Source organism: Methanosarcina sp. UBA411 (assembly GCF_002495725.1).
In the GTDB taxonomy this organism is placed as follows: Archaea; Halobacteriota; Methanosarcinia; order Methanosarcinales; family Methanosarcinaceae; genus Methanosarcina.
The window spans coordinates 220,427-244,801 of the sequence record NZ_DAGK01000012.1; the positions used below are offsets into that span (position 1 = coordinate 220,427).

Below are 24,375 nucleotides of genomic sequence, written 5' to 3' on the forward strand. Positions count from 1 at the left end.
TTGCGTACTCTTTCTTCTTTGCGTACTCTTACGCAGTCACCGGTTTAGAACAAAACGAATTAAAGATAGTTGTCCATAACTTTTCCAAAGGTGGCTATGCCAGTGAGTACAAATAGTCATATAATTTTAAAATATATAAAAGTATTAGAATAAAATTTTCTAATTATTAATATATATCAATATCTGGGTGATTGTTAGTTAAAAATGTAAATAATTATATTAAGCCTGTTTTATAGTTTGTGAGCTTTTGTTTTCTTTATGAGGCCTGAATTATTTAACCTATAATTAATTAGTTAAGCAAAATCAGAGTTACTAATGGTAAAATTGATTCTATTTTGGATCTAAACCCATTAAATGCTTCAAAATGTTGAATTTTATAGAGATCAAACATACTTGGATAAAAAGTTACCCTTATCAAGAAATATTTATTGAAGCTAATAATATAGAAAAAAAATCGAAATAAAGTCGCAAAATGCAGCTTTACTTAAACTCAATGCTTGTAAACGCTCTTATGCCCGTGGATATGGCCCTCTTCGTGGGATTGCTCGATATGTTCTCTTTTGAACCTGATATACGCCTCATTGATTTCATCCAGGCAAACTGTGCAGACGTTTGCTTCTTTTTTCACGATTCCTTTTGAAAAAGCGGGAACCTGCAGTTCCACAAGATAAACCCTGCCTTTTCTTCCGCACAAAGCGAATTTGTTTCTCCTGCAGGAGATTTTGTTTTTATTGATGCTTAAATAATTTTTCAGGGTGGAATCCAGGCAGGTCCCACAAATACCTTTCCAGACACCGTTGGGGTAGAATAATTAATGGAAGAGGGAAAAACTCTAATAAGTATACAATCCGATTTTTGATTTAGAAGTTACAGTTAAAATAATCAAAATAGATAATATATTAAAAATAATATAGTAGATAAGTAGGTTTTGCGAGAAATTCTGTTGATTAAAACATATCTGCGAATGTTAGTGCTATGGCAATTAATTCTGGAATATATTTTGGGAAATTAGATTAACATAAAAGGTTTCAAAGTCTATAAGTGATCTAAAATTAAATTACCGATTCGCTAAGTTAAATAGTAATCTTTGACAAAAAAACTGGCTATTTTGTCTTCTAATATGTTGCTTGCCTTCAAGTGTGTTATTTGTGCTCTCTGGGCCAGATGATACTCTAATTTCAGCCATAAAGCCTGCACTGTTACCTTGCAAAGTATTATTATGAGATTTCCCCAGCGTAATATCAAATGAATATCCAATTGATCTGACGGTATTATCAATAAGTTTATTGTTATTTGAATCTCTAAGACTAATACAGAAATAGTCATCTATAACTGCATTTTTGCTCAGTTCATTGTTTGAAGAATTTTCGAGGCATATACCATCCCAATTTCTTGATATATTGTTATCTGTTAGCTTATTATTACTTGAATTTTTGAGAAGAACCCCGTTTCTATACTTTCCCCACTTGAACCAATTATAATTTACTTCATTATTTACCAGTTTATTTTTTCTGGAGTTTTTCAAGTAAATTCCACACCCATTTTGAGATGCATTGTTGTTTTCAATTGTAATGTTTTCAGCTTTTTCCAGATAAATTCCATATTCATTAGAACCCAGTTCATTGCCAGCGATAATGCCATCCGATCCAGTATAATATATACCCGCCTTGCTTGTTCCTATCACATTGAATCCGCCAATTGCTACATTATCAGCAGCTACATAAAAAACATCCTTTTCTGGATCTGCAGCCTGAATTATAGTCTCAGTCGATTCTCCAGGCTTCGAGAGTATAACCAGAGATTTGTCCACAACCAAATTTTCCTTATATAATCCCGGATAAATAGCAATGATATCGCCGGAACTTGAATTGTCTATTGCCTGCTGGATCGAGTCTCCTGGATGTACGTAGACATCGATTGAATCCTCGCTAATATTTTCAAGAAAATTGCTTATTGAATTATTGCTAACACTATCAGGAGAATTATTGGAATATATCCAGGGTACAACTGTAGAAATCAGAGAACTAATAAAAGATTTATTTTCTGTATCCTGACCTTTAATTTCATTGCCTTTAATCTCATTATTAGAGGTACGATCGGAAGAATTCTCCGGTAAATGATCCGCATCTGAATTCCCAATGTTATCTCTCAAAGTGCTATTATTTGAGCCAGCAAGTTCAAAATCATATCTCTTATTCAAATTTGCAATATTATCAGTTAGAGTATTATCTCTTGAGCTCCCTAGGTCAATACCCACATCCCTGTTTGAATTTGCAATATTATTATTTAGCAAGCTGTTACTGCAATTGAATAACTTAATTCCATCACCATTATAATTTGCAATATTCCCATTTATCTTGTTTTGTGTAGAAGAACTGAAAGCTATGCCGACATTTTCATTAAAACTTGCAGTATTGTTATTCAGTTCGGTATTGGTTGATTCTTGAACATCAAGTCCATTACCATTAGAATTTGCCACATTATTACTTAAATTATTGTTAGTGGACGAAGATACTATAATGCCAGCGATATTATCCGTAACAATGTTATTCGATCCACCGTTATTGCTTGAGTTCTCCAGAATGACTCCAAAATAATTATTTGATACGATGTTGCTGTCAAATTTAGAATTGCTTGTGTTGCGCAAATAGATACTCAGGAAGTTATTTTTGAGAGTCTGATCTTTTATTGATATATTCTGACAGTCAATACAATAAATAGTCCCGGCATTTGAAGTCGAATTTAAACTGATATCCGAGACATTTACAAGATAGTAAATAGGTTTTCCATTTACAGTATTAGTAGTATCGATATTGTTCTGCATACTTGCATTTCTATATTCAGCAACATCAATCGCAAAATTATATGTGTTGTTGACCATCGTGTTATTAATAAGCGTATTGTTGCTTGCAAGCTCACTGTCATCTGGAGACAATCGGATTCCCGCCCAGATATTGTCTGATGCTGTGTTATTGATCAGTATATTGTTGTTAGCATTCAAGAGATGGATTCCTATCTCATTAGCCTGTAAATGGCTATTTGCAATAGTGTTATACTGCACGCCGTCCAGATAAATTCCACTTCCTGAGCTGGAATTTATCAAACCAAACCCTTTAATAGTCACGTTGTTAGCAGTTACATGGAAGACATGATCGCCAGGATTAAGAGCTTGAACGATTGTGTCTTCCGGATTTCCCGACCTTGAGACTATTGCTAATTTTTTATCTACGACCACGTTTTCTATATAAATTCCTTTATTAACGAGTATTGTATCTCCATCAACAGAGTTGTTTAAAGCTTGCTGTATGGAGGTATAATCTCCGTTCCCATAAATATCAACAGTAATTGTATCTGCAGCAACGATATTTGCAGATATTACCAGAAAAGAAAACGCGATAACAAGATAAATTTTAATTTTCAGTTATGTCACCTTCTTTGGTGGTTTATTACTTCCAAATTAGACAGTTATTTTCAACCTACGAAACAGCGAAGAGCCTTTTTTTATTCGTTTTTTGTAAAACATTTGCCTATCCTATATCGATGAAAATATAATGGGTGATTAAGGTCTCACCCATGCTGCCATAGCTCCAGTCCAGTTCCTTTTAATTTATTTTCATTTGGTTCCACCTTCTTTACGTTATTTTCAAAGGCAAAACACTGATTTAAATACCTTAAGATACAAAATGTGCTTCGCCTTCGAGCCGATATGGAAGTCCTGCAAGAAGCCTTCAATTTCTCGGGGCTTTCGTATAGTATGAAAAATTCAACTTTTCCCCATACAACTGTATGATTCTTTGTTATAAGTTGTTTATGGCCGAATTATCATCTTATGCTAATAAGATGATTTTTAATCAAAAAGGATAATATGGAAATAAATAAAAAAGGTAATTCTTAAACAAGGAATATAGAATTGATGACATTAATCATTAAAAATAACGATTTATGATCTTCAATGATGGGATAGGAAAAAGATTATCAAAAATACTAACTAGAGAGAAGTATTTCACGAACTCACTATCAATTTTAGTAAAATGATGATTGATTTCTTTTTTGTTTAAATTTAATAATTTTTAACAAGCTAGATCTCGAATAAAATAACTGCCTTCAAATAAGCAAACAGGTTGAATTATAAAAAACTCTATCTAAATTAGCTGCAAGAGATTGAAAAATAAAATCAGTAGAAGTGTATCAGAAACTTAAAAAAATAAGAAAAGAAAAAGTAGAGCCCGCAAAAAACAACTTTACTCAAAACTCAATGCTCATGAACATGCTCATGCCCGTGCCCACAACCCGAGCTCTCTATCTGCTCTTTTTTAAACCTGATATAAGTCTCATTTATGGATTCCAGGCAGTTTGTGCAGACGTTTACCTGTTTTTTTACAACTCCTTTTGAAAAATCAGGAATCTGGATTTCCACAGGGTAAACTCTGCCTTTCTTACCGCACAGAACACATTTGTTTCTCCTGCAGGATATTTCGTCTTTGTTAATGCTTAAATAGGTTTTCTGGGCGGAATCGAGGCAGATCTCGCAAAGTCCTTTCCATAGACCCTCGGGATAGGCGAATTTGAGAAGGGGAGGAAAGGTCCTAACCGGAATAACGATCGGGAGTGCACGTCCGCAAAGATCACAATCTGTCATTTCTCATACCTCCTTAGATCAGTACCTTTGCTGCTTCCATTGCCCACTGCAAGAAAGGCTCAGGCCAGAGTCCCATTGCCAGTACACCAGCCGCTGCAAGCAGGAGGGCTGCTGCATATGGAAAAGGCAAGCCAATCTTTTTGCCTTCAGGGGGAAGGAAGTACATATACCTTACAAGCCGTGCATAATAGAACAATGAAAGGGCACTGTTCAGGATTGCAATTACCGCAAGCCAGGTCATACCTGCCTGAATGGCTGAAGAGAAGAGCACGATCTTGGCCATGAAACCGGAAGTCAGAGGGATCCCTGCAAGGGCAAAGACAAAAACCGTCATGCAAAGGGCTGCCAGCGGCATTCTCTTTCCAAGGCCCCTGAAGTTATTCAGGTGGTCGGGAACTTCCAGATCCCCTGTTCTTTGAGTAGTTATCATCCAGACAACTGCAGCGGCTGCAATAAAGGCTCCTCCTTTCATAAAGGCATGGGCAAGGGTATAGAAGATTCCGCCTGTAAGCGCCATTGGGGTCATTACCACAAAAGCCATTGCAATATATCCTGCCTGAGCCAGAGAAGAGTAAGCAAGCATGCGTTTTACGCTGGTCTGGGACACTGCAACCACATTTCCGAAAGTCATGGTTACGACTGCGAGGAGTGCAAAAGCGAATTGCCAGTCAGGCTGAAGGGCAGCAAGGGCTATGAGGAAAACCCTGAAGGCTGCCACGAAACCCATTTTCTTTGACCCGGCTGCAAGCAGGGAAGAAACAACTGAAGGGGAACCCTGATAAGCATCCGGAGCCCACATATGAAAAGGCACAAGAGCCATCTTGAAGCCGAAGCCTGCAATAAGCAACACGACTGCAACAAGCCCTATCGGGTTTTCTGCAAGGAGGTAGACATTTTCAGCAATCAAGGGAATACTGGTAGTGCCTGTTGCTCCGTACACAAAAGAGATCCCAAAGAGCATAAGTGCTGAAGAAATCGCGCCTATTACAAAGTATTTTATGGCTCCTTCGAGGGACTTTGGATTCTGTTTCTCAAAGCCTGCAAGGGCATAGGTAGCAAAACTTGCCAGCTCAAAGGCGCAGAAGAGCAGAATAAAATCGTTTGAAGATGCAACGACCATCATCCCGAGGGTTGCGAAAAGCACAAGGGCATAGAACTCTTCGGTATGGTCACTGTTTTCATTATACTTGATTGAAGCAAGCGAAACGATCAGGGAAACTGCCAGGAAAACCAATTTGAAGAACTGGGAAAGGGCATCAATGCTGACCGTGCCGGAAAACATTGTAGCTTCGATCCCGAAACTCTGTACTGTCAGGCCCAGGGCTACAAGGACTCCCAGAGTTGCCAGGTAACCCAGCACGTTCTTGGTCCGAGGGGACATAAAGACCCCTATAAGCAGTATGATCAGGCCGGTTGCAGCGACTGCGATTTCAGGTGCAAGGAACATTAAATATTCCATTTCTTACACCCCCAGGGCAGCCGCAAGGCTTACTATTGCTTTCGAATTCGTAATCATCATATTAAGCACCGGATTCGGGTTCCAGCCAAAATAGACCACAAGCAGGGCAATTATTGCCATGGAAAAGGCCTGAAGGGAATTGATGTCCCTGACATCTCCAAGCTTCTCATTATAAACCCCGAACATTGCCCTCTGCATTGCCCAGAGGTGGTAACCTGCAGTAATTACTATTGCTAACAGGGCAAGCAGGACAAACTGTGGCAGGTTAACGTAGCTGAAGGCGAGCACCAGGAATTCAGCAATAAAGCCGGTTAATCCTGGCAGGCCAAGGGATGCCATAAACCCGAACATCATAATCACAGCCAGGTTCGGCATCTTCTTTGCAAGCCCGCCAAGGTTATTGATTATCCTTGTACCCGTGTTTGTCTGGATTGCTCCTGCGGACATGAACAGAATGCTCATAATAAGCCCGTGGGAAAACTGCTGGAACATAGCGCCTGAAACAGACAGAGTAACAAGGCCTGCTGAACCCAGTATTACAAATCCCATATGGCTCAAGCTGGAATAAGCGATCATGCGCTTGAGGTCTTTCTGTCTCAGAGCCACAAGAGCCCCATAAAGGATGCTGAAAGCCCCGAGGAAGCCCAACAGCATAATTATCAGCCTGGGACTGCCAGTGTTCGGGAGCATTGGAAGTGAAATCCTGAAAAGCCCGTATCCTCCGATCTTAAGTAAGATAAAGAGTACACTGCCTGCTGTAGGGGCTTCGGTATAGGCATCCGGCAGCCAGGAATGGAAGGGAAAGGTGGGCAGCTTTGTCAGGAATCCGAAGATTATTGAAAGGAAGATTGCATCCCTTAGCAGGCCTGATTCGAAGAACTGGAACTGTGAGACCAGCTCTCTTATATCAAAGGTGGGAACCCCGGTCTGCTGCCAGGAAGCGTAGAAGAGCCCGAAGATCCCAAGCAGCATTACCAGAGAGGCAACATGCGTGTAAATGAAGAATTTGTAAGACGCATGAACCCGCTTTTCACCTCCCCAGATATTCACCATGAAGAAGAGAGGAATGAGAGTAAGCTCCCAGAAGATATAGAAGACCAGGAAATCAAGGGCTACGAAAACTCCTATAACGGCAGCCTGCATGCTAAGGATCAGACCGTAGAACCTATTAGGAGCTTCCCTGTCTTCATTCCAGCTGTAAAGGATCAGGAACGGGACAACTATCGCGTTCAGGAGAATTAGAGGCATGGAAATGCCATCAATTCCAACGGAATATTTGGCGCCTAGCGATGGAATCCATTCTATCGACTCAAAGAACTGCATGGCAGCCGTACTGCTGTCAAAGTTCAGGTAGGCATATAGAGTAAGCCCGAGAGTTGTAAGGGACCCTAAAAAGGCCAGTCCTGCAGCCTGCGTTTTCGTTTTTGTGAAAAAGGTCACTGCTGCGAAAATAAGCGGCACCAGAATCAACAATGATGCGACCGGCAGCATCAGAGTACCTCCAGAATTAATTTAACAAGTATTATCAGCAGGCTTACACCCACAATTACTCCAGTAGCATAAGTCTGGATAACCCCGGTCTGAACTCTCCGGAGCTCCTCACTTATCCCAACTGTAAGGATTCCGATTCCTTCCACGATGCTGTCAATGATCACATCAAACACCTGCGAAAGGAAAGCAATGATTCCGTATACGATTCCGAGAGAGAAGAACTCAGTATAGATTTCGTGCTGGTAATAGCGCTTGTAAAGCAGCCTGTAAACCGGATTCTTCATGGAAGCAAGCGGCCCGAGTTTAATTATCCTCAAATAATAGATAACGAAAGAAATTGCAAGACCTACAATAGCGACCAATAACGGAAGCCACAGGACAAAGAGCGGTTCGTGCCCTGCTGCCTCTACAAGCTTGTTTCCGCCTATGCCGGCAAGGTCTCCTATATCCAAGTTTACAAAGCTGTTGGCAAAGGTTTCCTCAAGGAAATTCATGAAACCGGTTCTTGTCAGTGAGCCGAAAGCAAGGGCAAAAAGTGCAAGAATGGACAGGGGTATAGTCATAATGGCAGGAGATTCGTGCCCGTGATAGTTGCTTCTCGGCTCTCCTGTAAAGGTCATGAAGATCAGCCTGAAGATGTAAATGGATGTCAGAAGAGCGGCTGCAATTGAGAATATATAGGGGATCCAGTTGCTGCTGTGTTCTCCAAAAAGATATGCAGCTTCAATAATCGGGTCCTTTGACATGAAACCGCTTGTTCCTATTGAGGTTCCGGGAATCCCGAATCCTGCAAGTGCAAGGGCTGCAACTGTCATGGTAACTGCGGTAATTGGCATTACCTTTCCTACGCCTCCGAGTTCTCTCATATCCTGGGTGCCAACTGCATGAATTACACTACCTGCACAGAGGAAAAGGAGCGCCTTAAAGAAAGCATGGTTAACAAGGTGGAAAATGGAGATTCCAACAGCTTCAAGTCCTATTGCCGAACCAAGGCCAAGGCCAAGCATCATGTATCCGAGCTGGCCTATGGTTGAGTAAGCAAGCACACGCTTGAGGTCGTTCATTACGATGCCCATTGTGCCTGCAAAGAGCGCGGTAAAGCCTCCGAGGTAGGCGACTACCATAAGGGAGTCAGGGGCTGCAATAAACATCGGGAAGGTTCTTGCAACCAGGTAGACCCCAGCAGTAACCATTGTTGCGGCATGGATAAGGGCTGAAACCGTTGTCGGGCCTTCCATTGCATCAGGCAGCCATACATGCAGAGGGAACTGACCGGACTTTCCTATGGCTCCTCCGAAGAAGAGCAGGGTGATAATAGTAAGGTGGCTTACTTCAAAACCGAAAATGTTTGCCTGAAGTGTAGACAGCTGAGGGATATAGCTGAAGATTTCATCAAAGCGGAGCAGATACGTTCCGTCCGAAAATCCTCCTGCAAGTTTCAGGAGATCGGAAGTCAGTACGATTATTCCGGTAAGAAACATTACGTCTCCTACCCTGGTTGTCAGGAAAGCTTTCTTAGCAGCCGCTGCAGCCGAGGGTCTTTCGTACCAGAAGCCGATCAGAAGATAAGAACACAGTCCTACAAGTTCCCAGGAAACAAAGAGCTGAAAGATGTTGTCCGAAAGCGCCAGGGAAAGCATTGCCGCAGTAAAGAGTGCGGTTTCTGCAAAATACCTGGACTCTCCCGGGTCACCGGACATATAGCTAACCGCGTAGATATGGATCAGCAGGCTCACGAAAGAAACCATTGACAGCATTACCGCGGCCAGAGGATCAATTAATATTCCGATGTTGAGCACTGCAAACCAAGAATATGACTGGCTTATAACCTCGCTGGGGTTTGCCAGCAACCTGAGAGTAATTATTAAAGAGATTACGAAAGAGGTGGCAATTGCCAGTATAGGGACTATTGCCCCACCTGAAGGCATTTTCCTACCGAAGAAGAAGGTGATCACAAAAGCCAGTGCCGGAAGCAGTGGGATTAATAATGCAAATTCTTCCAGAGCCGTTTTTACCACCTCAGGATCTTGAGCTCATTAAGGTTAATTTTATCGTGCATTCTGTAGATTGCCATCAGGATTGCAAACCCGACCGCTGCTTCGGCAGCTGCAAGGGCAATTGAGAAGATGGCGAAAACCTGACCGTCAAGTGTGTCCGTGTAACTTGAGAAAACTACAAGGTTTAGGTTTGCGGAGTTGAGCATGAGCTCAATGCACATAATCATCCTGATGCCGTTTTTGTGTGTCATTACGCCATAGAGCCCGATTGAGAAGAGCAGGGCTGCAAGCCCCAAGTAAAAGTTTAAAGGAATCACCGGTTACCCTCCCCTTTTGCCATGTAAATCGCTCCTATGAGGGAGGCGAGCAGGACAATTGAAAGGACTTCAAAAGGCGCTACGTAATGAGTAAAGATCAGCATGCCTATGCCCTCTATATTGCTCTGGTCAGCCGGGTTTTGGGGGAGTTCGGAAACTGTGTTCCAGGAGGTCCCAAAAGCCCCGACTACCACAACCGCTGTAAAGAGCAGAGCTACGAAAAAGGCTAAAGGTTGATTAATCCTCACCGGGTTCACCTCCTATCTCGTGCTTTGTCAGCATAACCGCAAAGAGAATGAGCACTCCAATTGCTCCGATGTAAACGAGCACCTGAATAACTCCCAGGAACTGGGCATTCAAAAGGATGTAGAGAGCTGCAATTCCAAACATGCACATGATCAGGGCAAGCCCGGCCCGCACAATATCTTTTGCAATTACCACGAAGATTGCAAAGAATATCGTAGCAATAGCAAGAATCCAGAATACGACCATTTCCAGAGCTGATCCGATTGTTTCAAGTCCAATCATCTCTCGTCACCTTTCTCAAGATCGACTTCCCTAGCGAGTTTTTCAGGGGTCATAAGCATGTCTTTGTGATGCCATTTAACGAGACCTTTAGTGTATTCCTTACCGCTTGAAAGCGCGCCTTTCGGACACTGATCGATACATAGCCCGCAGAAAAGGCAGTGCCCTATGTCAATCTGAGGGAACCAACGCTGTTTCTCACTGCCTGGCGCAATCGGAGCTTTTACGATCTTGATTGCGGCATTGGGGCAGGTATTGGCGCAGATACCACAGCCTATGCATTTACTTTTATCAAGTATCTGAAGCCCCCTGAACCGGTCGGAAAGTTCGCTGGGTTTTTCCGGATACATTCTGGTTACGGGAGGTCTTGTGATATTTCTAATTGCATACTTAATGTTTTTAAGAACCATGATCTCACACTCCCAAGTAAAGTCCAAGCCCCACTGCCCAGACAAGGTTCAAAAGAGCAAGCGGAAACATCTTCTTCCAGCTAAGGTCAACAACCTGATCGATCCTGAATCTCGGAACCGCCCATCTGAGTCCTATAATTACCATAAGTACGAAGATAGTTTTTATAAGCAGGAAACCTGTTGGGGCAATAAGGCCAAGGAAAGAATTGTTTGCAATAAAGCCTGGTACGTTCCAGCCGCCAAGAAAAAGAAGGGCTACGAGGAAAGAACCAAGCACCATATGCATATATTCGGCAAAGAAACCGAGCCCGAAACGCATTCCACTGTATTCCGTAATCCAGCCTGCTATGATCTCTTCTTCGGACTCATTCTGGTCAAAGGGAAGCCTTCCCATATCAGCCATAAGGGATACGAAGAATACAAGGCATCCAAGGGGCTGGAGGAAAATATTCCAGTGCAAGCCCTGCGCACTCGTAATATCTACTATGTTAAGGGAGCCTGTCATGACAGCCACACTTATGATGGAGATTCCAAGAGGTACTTCATACCCTACCATCCTGGCAAAGTTTCGGAAAGCTCCAAGCAGGGAATATTTACTGTTCGAGCCGTAACCCACCATGAAAATCCCGAAAATGGATAAGGCAGACACTGCTTCGATGTAAAGTACGCTGATGTCCATCTCGGTGACCGCAAGCGGATACTCAACTCCATTAATGAAGACCGCACCCACTGGAAGAGCAACAAGCACAAGAAAAACAGAACCTATCATGAAAATGTTAGCATTATTAAAAAGTAAACTATCGGCATTCTGGGGCTTTATGTCTTCTTTAGTAAAGAGTTTGATTGCATCGGCTACAAGCTGAAAAATCCCATATTTTCCTACGCGGCAGGGGCCCACCCTTGACTGGATATCGGCAGAAAGCTTTCTCTCGACCCAGACAGCTCCCATTGCTGCGAAGAAGATAGCTCCAATCAGAACAAGACCGACTATTCCACGAATCCAGGGAATTAATGGAGCTATATAATCAGGAATCATTATTGTCATCAGAATCACCTATCCGCTTCACTGGTACAACCGTCCATGCTGCCCGAGATTGATGCTACATCTGCAACAGTCGTGCCTATGATAAGGGGAGGCAGAGCTTGAAGGGTAGGATAGTAAGGGCCCCGGATTTTTACCCTGTAAGGCTTGTCCGAACCATCGGATATCATGTACATCCCCATTTCTCCCCTGGGGTCTTCCACTCTATGGAAGACTTCTCCTGCTGGAACTCTCATTACAGGCGTTCTCCTACCATACAGACTATTTTCCGGGAAGAGAGGGCCTTCTGGAATCTGGTCTAGGCACTGTTCCAGGATATAGATACTTTCCCGGATCTCGTTAAGCCTGACCTGAACTCTTGCAAAACAGTCTCCTGCGGTTTCGGTGCAAACCTTGAAATCCAGATCTTTGTAAACCAGATAAGGCTCGTTTTTCCGGATATCGAAGGGTACGCCGGCTGCACGTAAAACAGGCCCTGAAACCCCGAGATTCTTTGCGGCATCTGCAGTCAGAACTCCGACTCCTACAGTACGTTCCCTGTAGATCCTGTCAGTGTGGAACATTTGCTCGAAATTATCGACTTCTTTTTCGAGGCCGTTCAGGACAGAGAGGGTTTTTTCTTTAAATCCATCCGGGAGATCGTCGCGTACTCCTCCGAATTTCAGGTAGCTGTGAGTAATCCTTGCCCCTGTTATCATATCGATAAGGCCCACGACATTTTCTCTTTCCCTGATCGCGTACATGAACATGGAGACAAATCCGAGAAATTCTGCAAATTCCCCTATTCCCAGCAGGTGGCTCTGAATCCTTGTAAGTTCTTCAAGAATAACCCTGATATATTTAGACCTCTCAGGCGGTTCTATATCCAATAATTTCTCAACACTGCCTACAAAACACTCTTCGTTTACAAGAGCTACAAGGTAGCAGATCCTGTCCACGATTGTGATTCCCTGGAGGTAGGTCTTGTTCTCCAGAATCTTTTCAATGCCTTTATGAATGTAACCCAGTTCGATGTCAGCATCAACGACTGTTTCCCCTTTTAACCTCAGGTTTAGCCTGAATGGACCGGGCTGCATGGGGTGCTGAGGCCCCAGGTGTATTATCATCTCGTTTGGTTCAAGACGTTCTTCCATTTTTCCCCCTCACACCAGATTTCTGGCCGTTTTATTCGGAAAGCCCTCGTAATCTTTCCTGAGAGGCCATTCCCCAAGCATATCTTCCGGAAGTAGCAGTGGCTTTAGGTTCGGGTGATTTTTGAACACAATCCCGTAAAGTTCGTAAGTTTCCCTTTCGTACCAGTTTGCATTCCAGTATACCGACACAATGGATTCGATCTCCGGATTTTCCCTCGGAAGTATGGCTTTCAGCATCAGAACGACAGGATGATTGTATGAAGCGATATGATAGACAACCTCGAGCTCATTCCTTTTTATGTAGTCAACCCCGCAGACTACGCAGAGATGATCGAATTGAAGAGAATCCTTTAGATACTGGCAGACTTCTTTTACTTCGTCCTTATCCACGTATGCCCTGGCGCGGATTTCGGATTCGGCAATTGCTTCGGAAATTGCCTCAGGAAATCTACCTGTTAATGACTTGAGAATTTCTGTGACATCCATAATTTTCCCCCAAATAGTTCTGAAATTTCAGAATTAAATTTCAGAAAAAACCCAATAACCTTAATTCAATAACCTTAATACTCCGTGCCAAGGTCTTTTTTGGCCTTTATTTTATCCTGGAGTTCCACAAAGCCCTGGAGCATGGCTTCGGGCCTTGGAGGGCATCCTGGAACGAAAACATCGATTGGAAATATCTCATCAATGTTCTGAACCGTACTGTAAGACTCAAAAAACGGGCCACCACTAATCGAACAATCTCCAATAGCGATGACCCACTTGGGAGAAGGCATCTGTTCCCAGAGTCTCTTCAGAGCGGGCAGGTATTTCTTTGTCACGTAACCGCTGATGAGCATGACATCGGCCTGTCTTGGAGAGTTTCTCGGAATAATCCCGAAACGGTCAGTATCATAGTGGGCACAGCCCATAGCAATCATCTCTACCCCGCAGCAGCCCATAGGCTGGGTCATGAACCACATTGAGTTTTTCCTTCCCCAATTGATAAGATCCTGAGCCTTAGTTTTCTTGAGGAAGTCACTGATTGCACTCGCAGTCGTTGTGATAACACCAGGGACTTCTTCTACAGAGGTCTCATCTGATGTACTCGTTTTTTGCTCCTTCACTTCACCCACGTAAGGGCCCCCTTCTTCCAGAGATAAATATATCCAAATAGTAGTATAAAAATAAAAGCAAACATTTCAACTAATGCAATTGAGGTGATCCCGTGCCCCTTATAGACTGTAGTCCAGGGGTAAAGGAAAAGCACCTCTACATCAAAGAGCACAAAAGCAATCGCATAAAGGTAGTACTCAACATTGAACTGGATCCTTGCAGTTCCTGTGGGAACCGAGCCCGATTCGTATGTAGTATATTTGCTAGCTGCCTTGCTCCTCGGGCTCAGTTGCTTTACCATAAACATTGTCATTGGTGGCATGAGAATTGCAATGACCAGAAATATTGCAACTGGTATGTAGCTATCAATTATTCCAGACATTAGTATCACCTGTCAAAGTGTGGCAACCTGAATTGAAGCGTTACATGACATGGATTGTGGGTTTGGACAAAAAACTGTGTCCGAGCACCCTGGTTTGAGGGAAATCATTTTCAGTCCAGACACAGGCCCTTAGAAATGTCTGAATCCACAGATCCTCATTTTAATAAATAGGATTCCTGCGTAAAGACATCTGCTTCCGGGTTCTGAAAATATAGGTTCATTTGCCCGGAAATTATGGAATTAATTGCCAGAAGTGCAGGAGAGATCCTGCATCAGGCAGCATAGGTATAATTGAGTGAAATTAGTATGATTAATAGTTAAGATTACAGGACTCCATATTTAGTCCTGCAAATGAGTAAGGCGTTGTCTACAGATATTTGCTAGATAATGAATAATATATAAATATATAAATATTAAGTATAAATAATTAAAAATTCGTCTTTAAAAATATGGATATGTTTAAAAAATTGGAGCAAAATCACTGTCCGCTTACTAAGTTAGATATTAATTACAGAAATGCTACTCCCTCCGAGACATCCAAAACATCAATAATATAACAGATAAAATATAATACATAGTAAAATATAATACATAGTAAAATATAATACATAGTAGATATAAGTGGGCTTCATGTGAGTACAATTAAATATATATACATTATAATTATTTTAAATTGAATAAAACATTCGTATATAATACGAATAATCGTGAGAATTCCCAGAATAAAAAGCTTTTCAGGCCTCGCCAAAAATAAAAATAATAAAAGGTTGAAAAATAGTCGAGATTCTCTTGCCACAGAATCTGAAATGAAAGAGTCAATTTTTACTTTTTGCTATATATAATTAAAATTGATAGCAAAGTCCGCAGCAACATAGTATAAAAACAGAAAAATTATGTTACCGAGTACGAAATAAGTCGCCGCACTTACGGCAAAGAGAATACAACACTTCTTAATATAATCCGCTGAGTATAATCCTGAGAACACACAGTACCAATACATTATAATAAGTCCTTTCATGATAGAAAAGCTGGTGGAATCGCATGAAGATTAATGATAATTGTGTAGGGTGCGGCCAGTGTGTTTCTTTTTGCAAAAAAGGAGCAATAGAAGTAAAAGGAAAGGCACGAGCTACTGACGCCTGCGTAGACTGCGGAATCTGCGTTCTCTACTGTCCTGTTAAGGCCATAGAGGTGTCAGCGTGAGAGCGATTGTAATTGGTGCGGGACTTGGAGGGCTTTTAAGTGCTGCCAGGCTCTCAAAGGCAGGATACCAGGTAGACGTTTTTGAAAGGCTTCCTATAACCGGAGGAAGATTTACAAACCTCAGTTACAAAGGCTTCCAGCTTTCAAGCGGAGCTTTCCATATCCTACCTCACGGACCTTCAGGCCCTCTGGCCCAGTTTCTTAAGGAGGTCGAGGCTGATGTGGAGATCGTGAGATCAGACTTAACAACCGTGCGCGTACCCCTGAAAAAGGGTAGTCTAGATTATGCTAAAGGCTTCAAAGATATTTCTTTTTCTGATTTTTCCACACTTCTCTCACACAAAGACCGCCTGAAGATCGCCCTTCTTATAGTAAGTACACGAAAAAACCACCCGACAGGAAGCAGTCTGCAGGCCTGGATCAGAACCCAGTTTAAGGACGAATGGCTTGTAAAATTTGCAGACTCGTTCTGCGGCTGGGCATTGAGCATGAGAAGTGATGAAGTCCCTGTAGAGGAAATCTTCGAGATTATCGAAAACATGTACAGATTCGGTGGTCCAGGCATTCCTATTGGAGGATGCAAAGGAGTGATCGATGCTCTGGAAAGTGTAATTACTGCAAACGGCGGAGAGATTCATACTAAAACTGAGGTTTCAAAAATCCTTTTGGAAAACGGCAAAGCTGCAGGCGTGCTCATTGGGGAGGAAGCCTATAAAGCAGATCTGGTCATTAGCAATCTGGGACATGTTGCAACAGCCTGTCTTTGCAGGGAAGCTCTTGCAGTAGAGAAAGACTCAGAATACCTCAAAAAACTTGAAACCCTGAAACCCTCAGCCGGCATAAAGATTTGCCTTGCTGCAGACGAACCGCTAGTAGGGCACTCGGGTGTCCTTCTGACCCCATATGCAAGAAGGGTAAATGGGATCGATGAAGTTACACATGTTGATCCTAAACTCGCTCCGCCTGGAAAACACCTTACAATGTCCCATCAATACGTAGCTCCAGAGAATGTGAAAAATCTCGAAGCCGAAATAGAATTAGGGCTTCAGGATCTTAAAGAAATCTTTCCCGACAAAAAATACGAAGTTCTGCTCATTCAGTCATACCATGACAACTGGCCGGTAAACAGGGCAGCCTCAGGTACCGACCCTGGCAATGAAACTCCGATTCCCGGGCTCTACGTTGTAGGGGACGGAGCCAAAGGAAGAGGAGGCATCGAAGTCGAAGGTTTAACTCTCGGTGTAGCTTCAACCATGAAGAAAGTCTTAGGCTGAAATTTCAAAAACAAAACCCAGCAGGTGTTTTACCATTCCACCAAAAAATTCCAGTTTTGTAACCTACTCGAAAAATGTTTTCATCCCTGTAACCAACATCTGCAGGAACCATTGTGGGTACTGCGGCTTCAGGCGGGAACCCGGACAACCGGGTGCCAGGCTCATGAAGCCCGGAGAAATCCTTCCTGTGCTTGAAAATGGGGTAAAGGCAGGGTGCACTGAAGCCCTTTTCACCTTCGGAGAGGATGCTGAGGAAGTTCCAGAATACAGGAAGTGGCTTGAAGAACTTGGTTATTCTTCCACCCTGGAATACTTTTGTTTTCTCTGTGAAACTGCAATCGAGATAGGAATTCTCCCTCATACGAATGCAGGAATCATGACGCGTTCGGAGCTGAAGGCTTTAAAGCCTCTCAACGCAAGCATGGGCCTCATGCTTGAAAGTACGGCAACCCTGGAGGCCCATAAAGACTGCCCTGGTAAAGTTCCAGAACTCAGGCTTGAGACCATCCGTGAAGCCGGAAAACTCCAGATTCCCTATACTACAGGTCTCCTTGTAGGGATTGGGGAGAAAAGGGAGGACAGAATAGAGTCCCTTAAGGCTATTGCAGACCTCCACAGGGAATATGGGCATATCCAAGAGGTTATAATCCAGAATTTTGCCCCAAAACCCGGAACAGCAATGGAAAACTTTCCTGCACCTACGGTAGAGCAGATGATTGATACTATAGTCTTGGCAAGGCAGATTCTCCCTCCTGATGTGGCAGTGCAGGTTGCCCCAAACCTTATAGATCCAAAAGCCCTTATCGCAAAAGGGGTAAGTGATCTGGGAGGTATATCCCCACTGACAATTGACTGGATTAACCCTGAAGCCGAATGGCCGGATGTAAAGAACCTGAAAGAGAAACTTGGTCCTATTTTGCTCAGGGAACGCCTGCCAATTTATCCTCAGTATGTAAAAAAAGGGTGGTATACGGGTAGGATAAGCGAGCTTATAGAACTACTCGCGGATACTGACGGTTACAGGAAACAACCCTGAAAAGGGCACGCGGAGAAATAGAAAAATGAATAACAGGATTCCCGAAGATCTCATAGAACGTGCATACCAGGGGAAAAGCACAAAGGAAGATGGGCTTCTGCTCCTGGAGCTACCTCCTTTAGAACTCTTCAGGTTTGCGGATGAACTCCGCTCCCTTGCAACAGGAAATATAGTTACTTACGTAGTAAACCGGAATATTAACTTTACCAGCCGATGTGTAGGAACCTGTGGATTCTGTGCGTTCCGGACAAATACAGGCCGGGTTCTCAGCCTTGAGGAAATTCTGGGAAAGGTCAGAGAGGCAGAACAGGCAAATGCTACAGAAGTATGTATTCAGGGCGGGCTTCTTCCTGAGGTAGGCCTGGATTTTTACCTTGGGATTGTAGAAGCTATAAAAGCCGAGTTTCCTGAAATGCATATTCACTCTTTTTCACCAATGGAAGTATACCACGCTGCCCGTAATAGTGGAATCACGGTAAAAGAAGCCCTTTTCAGGCTCAAGAAAAGTGGGCTTGACACAATGCCAGGAACTGCAGCCGAAATTCTTTCAGACAGGGTGCGGGAGATAATCTGCCCTTCGAAACTAAAGACATCAGAATGGATTGAGGTGGTTAGGCAGGCACATGCTGCAGGCATCCCAACAACTGCAACAATGATGTATGGGCATATCGAGACCCTAGAGGAGAGAATCGATCATATGTTGATTATAAGGGAAATCCAGAAAGAAACAGGCGGGATTACTGAATTTGTGCCCCTACCTTTTATGCCCTATAATAATCCAGTAGGGGAAAAGATGATTAAAGAAGGTCGATATGCCACTCCTGGACTTGAGGATCTGAAAACTTATGCAATTTCTCGTATTCTCCTCTACGGACATGTAGATAATATTCAAGCAAGCTGGGTGAAGTTAGGGAAAAAGTTTGCTCAATTCGCCCTTCACTGCGGCGCTAACGATCTTGGGGGTACGCTTATGGAAGAAAGCATTTCCAGATCGGCAGGAGCTTCTAATGGAGAACAGATATCTGTAGAAGAACTTGAATGGATGATCTATGGAGCCGGTAGAGTTCCAAAAGAGAGAAACACTCTGTACGGAAGAGTTAATGAGCTGGTCTCAAGGAATCCGAAGAGATCAGGGTGCAGAGCCAAATGAGAATTTATCCATTGGGGTAGAAATATTAGCTTAAACAGGAATGATCGGGATGTACATGAAAAAACCGACAGCAATACCCGATGATGTCCTTGAGAGGGCACATCAGGGAAACTGTACCAAAGAGGATGCGCTTATCCTGCTCGAAGGAAGCCCATTTGAGTTATTCGAACTTGCCGACACCCTGCGAGCCCATGCCGTAGGCGATACCGTCAGTTATGTCACCAACCAAAATATTTACATCACAAATAAATGCGTAGGAAACTGCGGATTCTGTGCTTACAGAACTGAAAAAGGGTACATACTGAGTGTGGAAGAAATCCTGGAAAAGGTATGTGAAGCCAGAAAAGCCGGGGTTGTCGAGGTTTGTATCCAGGGAGGATATATCCCTGAAATCGACATGGAGTTCTATCTTGAGATTGTAGAGTCAATAAAAGCCGAGTTTCCTGAAATCTGCATTCATGCTCTGTCCCCGATGGAAGTAAACTATGCGGCGGGAATTTCAGGCATGCCCGTAAAAGAGGCTCTGCGTAAACTTAAAGAAAGCGGTCTTGATTCGCTTACCGGAACCTCGGCCGAGATTCTATCAGATAGGGTGAGAAAGATAATCTGTCCAGGAAAAATAAATACTCAGCAATGGATAGATACTATAAAAACCGCTCATAAAACCGGAATTTCCACGAATGCAACTATTATGTATGGTCATGTGGAAACGCTCGAAGAACGTCTGGATCATGTATTCACTATTCGAGAAATCCAGAAAGAAACAAGAGGATTCACAGAACTTATTCCGATGTCCTTTTTGCCCTATAATAACAGGATAGGAGAAAAACTACTGGCATCCGGAAAGTTTGCAAGCACAGGACTTGAAGACCTGCAGCTCATTGCCATTTCCCGGATAATCCTCCACACTTATGTAAACAATATTCAGGCCACCTGGGTTAAGCTCGGTAAAAAACTTGCTCAATTCGCCCTGCACTGCGGAGCAAATGATCTGGGAGGCACGCTTATGGAAGACCAGATCTCAACAGCGTCCGGAGGAAATCACGGAGAATATGTGTCTCCCGCCGAATTCGAATGGATGATAAAAGGGGCAGGAAGAATCCCTATGCATAGAGATACTCTCTACAGGAAGGTAGAACCAGACTTCCCTAATAGAGTAGGCACCCTTCCCAGTTTAGGAAAAACAAAGATAGGCAGTAAAGAGTAACCTACCCGAGTTGCCGCCCGAGTTCCGTCACCCGAGTCCCGTCTCGGGAGGACGGAGCCCTTTTCGCTTCGCTCAAGAGGGCTGAACTATAATGAAGATACTAAGCTGAGCCAAGAAGACTGAATTGGAATGAGGATGCTTAGTTGAGCCAAGAGGGCTGACATATAAAATAATGTTAATTTGCCTGAGAGGGCAAGTTTTGTAAAGTTACTGACTTTTTCATGTTCCCTTTTCAGTAAGATTAATGATCTAAAATGAGCCAGAGCCGGTTAAATCGCCTGCAAGCCGGAACCAGAAGAAAAATGAATTTTCGGCCACAGGGGTTTTAATCAATTATATAAATTTCAGTGAATTAAGTTTAAGGTTTATGTTTACTTATGTTCTAACTTAGATTTTCAGGAGTTCAGATGAAAGCCGTAATCCCCTATAAAAAATCCAGCGCAAAATCCAGATTGTCCCCTGTCTTGACTCGGAAAGAGCGAGAAGAGTTCGTGGAACTGATGCTGAATCAGGTAATAGACACCCTTAAGGAAGCCGGGATAGAAAAAATCGATATTCTCAGTCCTTCGATGTATGGACTTGAGAATATGAAGAAAGCCAATGTGCTTCTTGACAAAGACGATCTGAACGAGGCTCTTAACAGGTATCTTGAGCAGGCTGAAGAGCCGGTTATGATTGTTATGGCTGATCTTCCCCTTCTTTCTTCTGAGCACGTAAAAGAAATAATTTCGACTAAAAAGGATATATGTATCGTCCCTGGGAAAGGGGGAGGTACCAATGCTCTTTTTATAAAGAATCCCTCGAGCTATAGGGTAAGGTATTATGGTTCGAGTTTTCTGAATCATTGTTCAATTGCAGTCGAATTCGAGCAGAACTTTGAGATATATGACTCTTTCTTCGCAGGTACTGATATTGATGAGCCCGAAGATTTGGTAGAACTGCTTATACATGGAAGAGGAGCTGCTAAAGAATATATAAACGAAAAATTCAGGCTTGAAATAAGCAGGGGAAGGGTAAGATTGGCTCCAATTTGAAGTTACCAGCGTGACAATAGTTGAATAGTTGGAAAATTTGTTAAGTAAGACCTATTTGTGATCAGTTTAGCTTTTTTCCTTACCTCCTTAAAAAATATAAGAGATTTGAGTTATATCTTGATTGGCTTATATACCATCACATTTACTCTTTTAATTTTTTGCTTTCAAACTACTTATCAAAAACTCAGCAAAAGTTTAAAAAATAATTTAAAGATACTTGCTCTCGAATGCAGATTAACAACTATTCTCTGGTAAGTCTCTACTCACAGCAAACTACAGGTATTCAACTTAAGTAAACTCAGAACATCAAGCTTGAATTATTAATTTTTTTATTTTATTCTGATGATGTGTCAAAGAAAATATACAATATGCCATTATGAATTACGAAATATCCTCCCGATTTTGCATCATGAATTACCCTTTCATTCATATCTACAGCAGCATCCACAAGGTCCTTAAGTGAAGAAATCTTAATCTGAAGAAAAGATTTCCTGTCTTCTGGGAGTTCTCCTTTGCTGATGAACTCTTTAAAAGATGAATTTTTGCTTTCTTTTTCCAATTTTTCGATGTATGCCTGATCAACTTTATTCATTTTCCGGAAAGGTATGAGCACGCCCTCAAAAACCGCACTTAGCAAAAATAAAACCAGAGGGAATTTGATCGTTGATAGTGAAGGAGATTTTTTAATCATGACACTTTTATACTTATCTTCGCTGAAACTCAGATTTTCAGGCATCTGATAGTATGTGGAACTGATGTTGACAGGTATAGCAAAATTTTTTACATCTTTAACGCTTTCTTCGTTTATTTTCCCTTCATACTGGATAATGGTAACAATTTCTGTCGTTGGACTTGAGGAATAGTTCAACTGATCCTGCACTTCCTTTACCATTAATTGGATTTCAGGCACGTCAATGGTAAAATTCGAAGTAAGAGAATCTCCATTTTTCATCTTAGCGGTTATTGAATCGCCAACCGGGAAATTTTTCTGCCAGAAGATTTCCTGCTCTTCTCCGAACCCTTCCCCACATTTTGCCACAATCATTGTCTTAGCTTTTACATTGAGATCGGCAGAATCTTCGGCTTCAATGCTGTATACGAAAGAAATGTCTGCGGTAGGAGATACTGAAAAAAAATAAGCCGGATTTCCCATTACAAGCCTAGTACCTTTCGGGTAGAGAGAGTTGGACTTTGTTACAGGGGCTGAATATGTATAACTGCCAAGCTGCGTATAGGAAGTAACATTCTTTTCTTCATATGATGCCCTGGTATATTCCTCATGCATCCAGAGACCAGAAAGAATCATTCCCAAAAAAAATATGAAAAGAAGCATATTCGCATTGTCTATTAAAATGTTTTTTAATTTAAAGAATACAGTTTTCACCGTTTTACCACCATCTTCTAGTGATTATTCCATGTGTGTTATGCAGATATTCCATCATTGATAGTCGATACTTTTCCATACACTTACAAACTTTCATTACTCGATACCTTAGTTTTACAGTGTATACGTTTTGATTCCTGCAGACAGGTAAGTTTATATTACTCACAAGGCTATAAGCGTCAAATTCCATTAGAGCATGGATTCCATAGGTTTATTCCAGATGGAATGCCATCTTCCACTATGCGACCAAACGGCGGAGCTTTATCTTTTTACTTTTTTTGCCAATGCTTGATTTTTGGTACCAAAGAGGAATTAAAAGTAGTGTAAATAGAAAAGTATATAATCCAACCTCTACAATAGCAGGAAAGTAAGGGCTTATTTCTGCAAGTCTAACTACCCAGTAGACCGGTAGAACATAAGGTACCGAGCTGATCGTTGAAGGCGTGTTTTTCGGCGCGATAACCTGAGTCTCATTATCCGGAGTAACCACTCCGTACCAGGAATTAATCGCAATTCTCTGTCCCGAATCTTCAGGTGTGAAAACGTATACCATAGGAAGAGATCTGGAATTCTCTATCGTGTTTTCTCTCTCAAGAATTATAGGTCCATTCGTTCCCAGATTGGGTATGACTATCCCTGTAGAGATAAGCCCGGTTATAAGAATGATTGCTGCCAGTCTTTTCCCTTTTATCATATAATAGATTCTCCTGGCCATTTTCTTCCGTTCAGTTTCGAATTTTCTAGCACGTGCAGGGTTGCTGTACAGAATCAAATTTCTTATTTCCTCGATGACGAGCAAACTTGCAGGCATTATGATTGTCAAGAGAAAAATATGATTATTTTTTGAGATCTCGGGAAGATAGCCTACAAATGGGATAACAAATATTAGTCTTCCCACAACATCTGATGCAGGCACCTTAAAATCGTCTTCTACATTATTTGCATCCCCTTTTGTCTGGAAGATACGCTCTTTTCCTTCTTCTAAGGAAATTATTCGGTGAGTGATGAAACTATTAGGTTTATCCCCTGGATCTTTAAAGGCTATAACGTCCCCGACAACAAGGTCATTTGGATCTACGGATCTTATAATAACCATATCTCCAGGTAGCATTATCGGGGTCATGCTTCCGCTCAATACAATCATGGGTTTCTCTGACCCTGTAAAGAATGGAATTAAAGCACTGACTAAAAAAACTATAATGAGCAGAAAAATTGCTATCTGGAAAATTTTTATTTCTTTCATTATTCTGTTTCCGTTCTAGAGTTATTATCCCCATTTTTATCTAGAGGTTTAGATACAGAAATCTCACCTGTTTTTACATTCTGATCATCTACATTGAACGCAGTCAGAGTAATAGTATAATTTCCTGCTGTAGAGTAAATGTGCACAGGATTTTGCTCAGTTGAGGTTGATCCATCTCCAAAGTCCCAGTTCCATTCTGATGCATTTTCGGAGAAATCAATAAACTGAACTGTCAATGGAGCCGAACCGAGTGTGAGGTTAGTTGTAAAGTTTGCTGCAGGAGGAGACGGTGGCAGGACAGTGATTGAAGAGAAAGTTGAATTCGTATTATGTACATTGCTTACTGTAAGCCTG

24 protein-coding genes are annotated in these 24,375 nt (G+C 42.2%); 6 read left to right on the forward strand and 18 right to left on the reverse strand.

The window, feature by feature from the left end; translation table 11 throughout:
- Positions 1-490: 490 nt before the first annotated feature.
- The 15 genes from fpoO (BP861_RS04760) to fpoA all read right to left on the reverse strand — a co-directional run bounded on the left by fpoO (BP861_RS04760) (position 491) and on the right by fpoA (position 14,490).
- Positions 491-781: a F420H2 dehydrogenase subunit FpoO gene (gene fpoO, locus BP861_RS04760; protein ID WP_349680998.1), complete on the reverse strand. Its 291-nt coding sequence runs from the start codon at positions 779-781 to the stop codon at positions 491-493.
- Between the two features lie 276 nt (positions 782-1,057).
- Positions 1,058-3,421 carry a right-handed parallel beta-helix repeat-containing protein gene (locus BP861_RS04765; RefSeq protein WP_349680999.1) on the reverse strand — a complete coding sequence of 788 codons (2,364 nt, stop codon included), beginning with the start codon at positions 3,419-3,421 and terminating at the stop codon, positions 1,058-1,060.
- Between the two features lie 831 nt (positions 3,422-4,252).
- Positions 4,253-4,639 (reverse strand): F420H2 dehydrogenase subunit FpoO, encoded by a 387-nt coding sequence (fpoO, locus tag BP861_RS04770; protein WP_292373066.1) that lies wholly within the window; start codon positions 4,637-4,639, stop codon positions 4,253-4,255.
- A gap of 13 nt (positions 4,640-4,652) precedes the next feature.
- Positions 4,653-6,098, reverse strand: coding sequence for a F(420)H(2) dehydrogenase subunit N (fpoN, locus tag BP861_RS04775; protein ID WP_292373068.1), 1,446 nt, complete (start codon positions 6,096-6,098; stop codon positions 4,653-4,655).
- A 3-nt stretch (positions 6,099-6,101) separates the two neighbouring features.
- Complete coding sequence (fpoM, locus tag BP861_RS04780) at positions 6,102-7,589, reverse strand: F(420)H(2) dehydrogenase subunit M (protein WP_292373070.1); 1,488 nt, start codon at positions 7,587-7,589, stop codon at positions 6,102-6,104.
- Entirely contained in the window at positions 7,589-9,607 is a 2,019-nt protein-coding gene (gene fpoL / locus BP861_RS04785; protein ID WP_292373072.1) for a F420H2 dehydrogenase subunit FpoL, read from the reverse strand. Before fpoL ends, fpoM begins: the two co-directional genes overlap by 1 nt.
- Positions 9,601-9,903: a F420H2 dehydrogenase subunit FpoK gene (gene fpoK, locus BP861_RS04790; protein WP_292373074.1), complete on the reverse strand. Its 303-nt coding sequence runs from the start codon at positions 9,901-9,903 to the stop codon at positions 9,601-9,603. The genes fpoL and fpoK overlap by 7 nt, the downstream gene beginning before the upstream one ends.
- Positions 9,900-10,151 (reverse strand): F420H2 dehydrogenase subunit FpoJ, encoded by a 252-nt coding sequence (gene fpoJ, locus BP861_RS04795; RefSeq protein WP_292373076.1) that lies wholly within the window; start codon positions 10,149-10,151, stop codon positions 9,900-9,902. Before fpoJ ends, fpoK begins: the two co-directional genes overlap by 4 nt.
- Positions 10,141-10,431, reverse strand: a complete 291-nt coding sequence (locus BP861_RS04800) for an NADH-quinone oxidoreductase subunit J (protein ID WP_292373078.1) — start codon at positions 10,429-10,431, stop codon at positions 10,141-10,143. Before BP861_RS04800 ends, fpoJ begins: the two co-directional genes overlap by 11 nt.
- A complete protein-coding gene (fpoI, locus tag BP861_RS04805; protein WP_292373081.1) occupies positions 10,428-10,838 on the reverse strand; it encodes a F420H2 dehydrogenase subunit FpoI in 411 nt (136 codons plus the stop codon). Before fpoI ends, BP861_RS04800 begins: the two co-directional genes overlap by 4 nt.
- A 4-nt stretch (positions 10,839-10,842) precedes the next feature.
- The gene (fpoH, locus tag BP861_RS04810; protein WP_292373083.1) at positions 10,843-11,883 is read right to left on the reverse strand and encodes a F420H2 dehydrogenase subunit FpoH; all 1,041 of its coding nucleotides are present in this window, start codon (positions 11,881-11,883) and stop codon (positions 10,843-10,845) included.
- 5 nt (positions 11,884-11,888) lie between these two features.
- Complete coding sequence (gene fpoD / locus BP861_RS04815) at positions 11,889-13,013, reverse strand: F420H2 dehydrogenase subunit FpoD (RefSeq protein ID WP_292373085.1); 1,125 nt, start codon at positions 13,011-13,013, stop codon at positions 11,889-11,891.
- 9 nt (positions 13,014-13,022) lie between these two features.
- Positions 13,023-13,499: a F420H2 dehydrogenase subunit FpoC gene (fpoC, locus tag BP861_RS04820; RefSeq protein WP_292373087.1), complete on the reverse strand. Its 477-nt coding sequence runs from the start codon at positions 13,497-13,499 to the stop codon at positions 13,023-13,025.
- A 74-nt stretch (positions 13,500-13,573) separates the two neighbouring features.
- Positions 13,574-14,128 (reverse strand): F(420)H(2) dehydrogenase subunit B, encoded by a 555-nt coding sequence (gene fpoB / locus BP861_RS04825; protein ID WP_292373089.1) that lies wholly within the window; start codon positions 14,126-14,128, stop codon positions 13,574-13,576.
- Positions 14,116-14,490: a F420H2 dehydrogenase subunit FpoA gene (gene fpoA / locus BP861_RS04830; RefSeq protein WP_292373090.1), complete on the reverse strand. Its 375-nt coding sequence runs from the start codon at positions 14,488-14,490 to the stop codon at positions 14,116-14,118. Before fpoA ends, fpoB begins: the two co-directional genes overlap by 13 nt.
- A 1,041-nt stretch (positions 14,491-15,531) precedes the next feature.
- Here fpoA and BP861_RS04835 point away from each other — a divergent pair.
- The 6 genes from BP861_RS04835 (at position 15,532) to cofC (ending at position 21,394) form a co-directional block, all read left to right on the forward strand.
- Positions 15,532-15,693 carry a 4Fe-4S binding protein gene (locus tag BP861_RS04835; protein ID WP_292373091.1) on the forward strand — a complete coding sequence of 54 codons (162 nt, stop codon included), beginning with the start codon at positions 15,532-15,534 and terminating at the stop codon, positions 15,691-15,693.
- Positions 15,690-16,967, forward strand: a complete 1,278-nt coding sequence (locus BP861_RS04840; RefSeq protein ID WP_292373093.1) for a phytoene desaturase family protein — start codon at positions 15,690-15,692, stop codon at positions 16,965-16,967. The genes BP861_RS04835 and BP861_RS04840 overlap by 4 nt, the downstream gene beginning before the upstream one ends.
- Before the next feature lie 34 nt (positions 16,968-17,001).
- Positions 17,002-18,003: a 7,8-didemethyl-8-hydroxy-5-deazariboflavin synthase CofG gene (cofG, locus tag BP861_RS04845; protein ID WP_292373298.1), complete on the forward strand. Its 1,002-nt coding sequence runs from the start codon at positions 17,002-17,004 to the stop codon at positions 18,001-18,003.
- A 25-nt stretch (positions 18,004-18,028) separates the two neighbouring features.
- Positions 18,029-19,153 (forward strand): 5-amino-6-(D-ribitylamino)uracil--L-tyrosine 4-hydroxyphenyl transferase CofH, encoded by a 1,125-nt coding sequence (gene cofH / locus BP861_RS04850; protein ID WP_292373095.1) that lies wholly within the window; start codon positions 18,029-18,031, stop codon positions 19,151-19,153.
- A gap of 49 nt (positions 19,154-19,202) precedes the next feature.
- Positions 19,203-20,360, forward strand: a complete 1,158-nt coding sequence (cofH, locus tag BP861_RS04855) for a 5-amino-6-(D-ribitylamino)uracil--L-tyrosine 4-hydroxyphenyl transferase CofH (RefSeq protein ID WP_292373097.1) — start codon at positions 19,203-19,205, stop codon at positions 20,358-20,360.
- 407 nt (positions 20,361-20,767) lie between these two features.
- Positions 20,768-21,394 (forward strand): 2-phospho-L-lactate guanylyltransferase, encoded by a 627-nt coding sequence (cofC, locus tag BP861_RS04860; RefSeq protein ID WP_292373099.1) that lies wholly within the window; start codon positions 20,768-20,770, stop codon positions 21,392-21,394.
- Positions 21,395-21,728: 334 nt separating this feature from the next.
- Here cofC and BP861_RS04865 read toward each other — a convergent pair whose 3' ends face one another.
- From BP861_RS04865 to BP861_RS04875, 3 genes are all read right to left on the reverse strand, one after another.
- A complete protein-coding gene (locus tag BP861_RS04865; RefSeq protein WP_292373101.1) occupies positions 21,729-22,700 on the reverse strand; it encodes a DUF5305 domain-containing protein in 972 nt (323 codons plus the stop codon).
- Between the two features lie 316 nt (positions 22,701-23,016).
- Entirely contained in the window at positions 23,017-24,021 is a 1,005-nt protein-coding gene (locus BP861_RS04870; RefSeq protein WP_292373103.1) for a signal peptidase I, read from the reverse strand.
- On the reverse strand, positions 24,021-24,375 hold a 355-nt coding region (locus tag BP861_RS04875; protein ID WP_292373105.1), incomplete at its 5' end, for a PKD domain-containing protein. The genes BP861_RS04875 and BP861_RS04870, both read right to left, overlap by 1 nt.

Bases quoted from the DNA above. Each gene is read 5' to 3' on its own strand.
- fpoO (WP_292373066.1), bottom strand. From the start codon at position 4,639: ATGACAGATTGTGATCTTTGCGGACGTGCACTCCCGATCGTTATTCCG.
- fpoN (WP_292373068.1), bottom strand. From the start codon at position 6,098: ATGGAATATTTAATGTTCCTTGCACCTGAAATCGCAGTCGCTGCAACC.
- fpoM (WP_292373070.1), bottom strand. From the start codon at position 7,589: ATGCTGCCGGTCGCATCATTGTTGATTCTGGTGCCGCTTATTTTCGCA.
- BP861_RS04800 (WP_292373078.1), bottom strand. From the start codon at position 10,431: ATGATTGGACTTGAAACAATCGGATCAGCTCTGGAAATGGTCGTATTC.
- fpoI (WP_292373081.1), bottom strand. From the start codon at position 10,838: ATGGTTCTTAAAAACATTAAGTATGCAATTAGAAATATCACAAGACCT.
- fpoH (WP_292373083.1), bottom strand. From the start codon at position 11,883: ATGACAATAATGATTCCTGATTATATAGCTCCATTAATTCCCTGGATT.
- fpoD (WP_292373085.1), bottom strand. From the start codon at position 13,013: ATGGAAGAACGTCTTGAACCAAACGAGATGATAATACACCTGGGGCCT.
- fpoC (WP_292373087.1), bottom strand. From the start codon at position 13,499: ATGGATGTCACAGAAATTCTCAAGTCATTAACAGGTAGATTTCCTGAG.
- fpoA (WP_292373090.1), bottom strand. From the start codon at position 14,490: ATGTCTGGAATAATTGATAGCTACATACCAGTTGCAATATTTCTGGTC.
- BP861_RS04835 (WP_292373091.1), top strand. From the start codon at position 15,532: ATGAAGATTAATGATAATTGTGTAGGGTGCGGCCAGTGTGTTTCTTTT.
- cofH (WP_292373095.1), top strand. From the start codon at position 18,029: ATGAATAACAGGATTCCCGAAGATCTCATAGAACGTGCATACCAGGGG.
- cofH (WP_292373097.1), top strand. From the start codon at position 19,203: ATGTACATGAAAAAACCGACAGCAATACCCGATGATGTCCTTGAGAGG.
- cofC (WP_292373099.1), top strand. From the start codon at position 20,768: ATGAAAGCCGTAATCCCCTATAAAAAATCCAGCGCAAAATCCAGATTG.
- BP861_RS04865 (WP_292373101.1), bottom strand. From the start codon at position 22,700: ATGATTCTTTCTGGTCTCTGGATGCATGAGGAATATACCAGGGCATCA.
- BP861_RS04870 (WP_292373103.1), bottom strand. From the start codon at position 24,021: ATGAAAGAAATAAAAATTTTCCAGATAGCAATTTTTCTGCTCATTATA.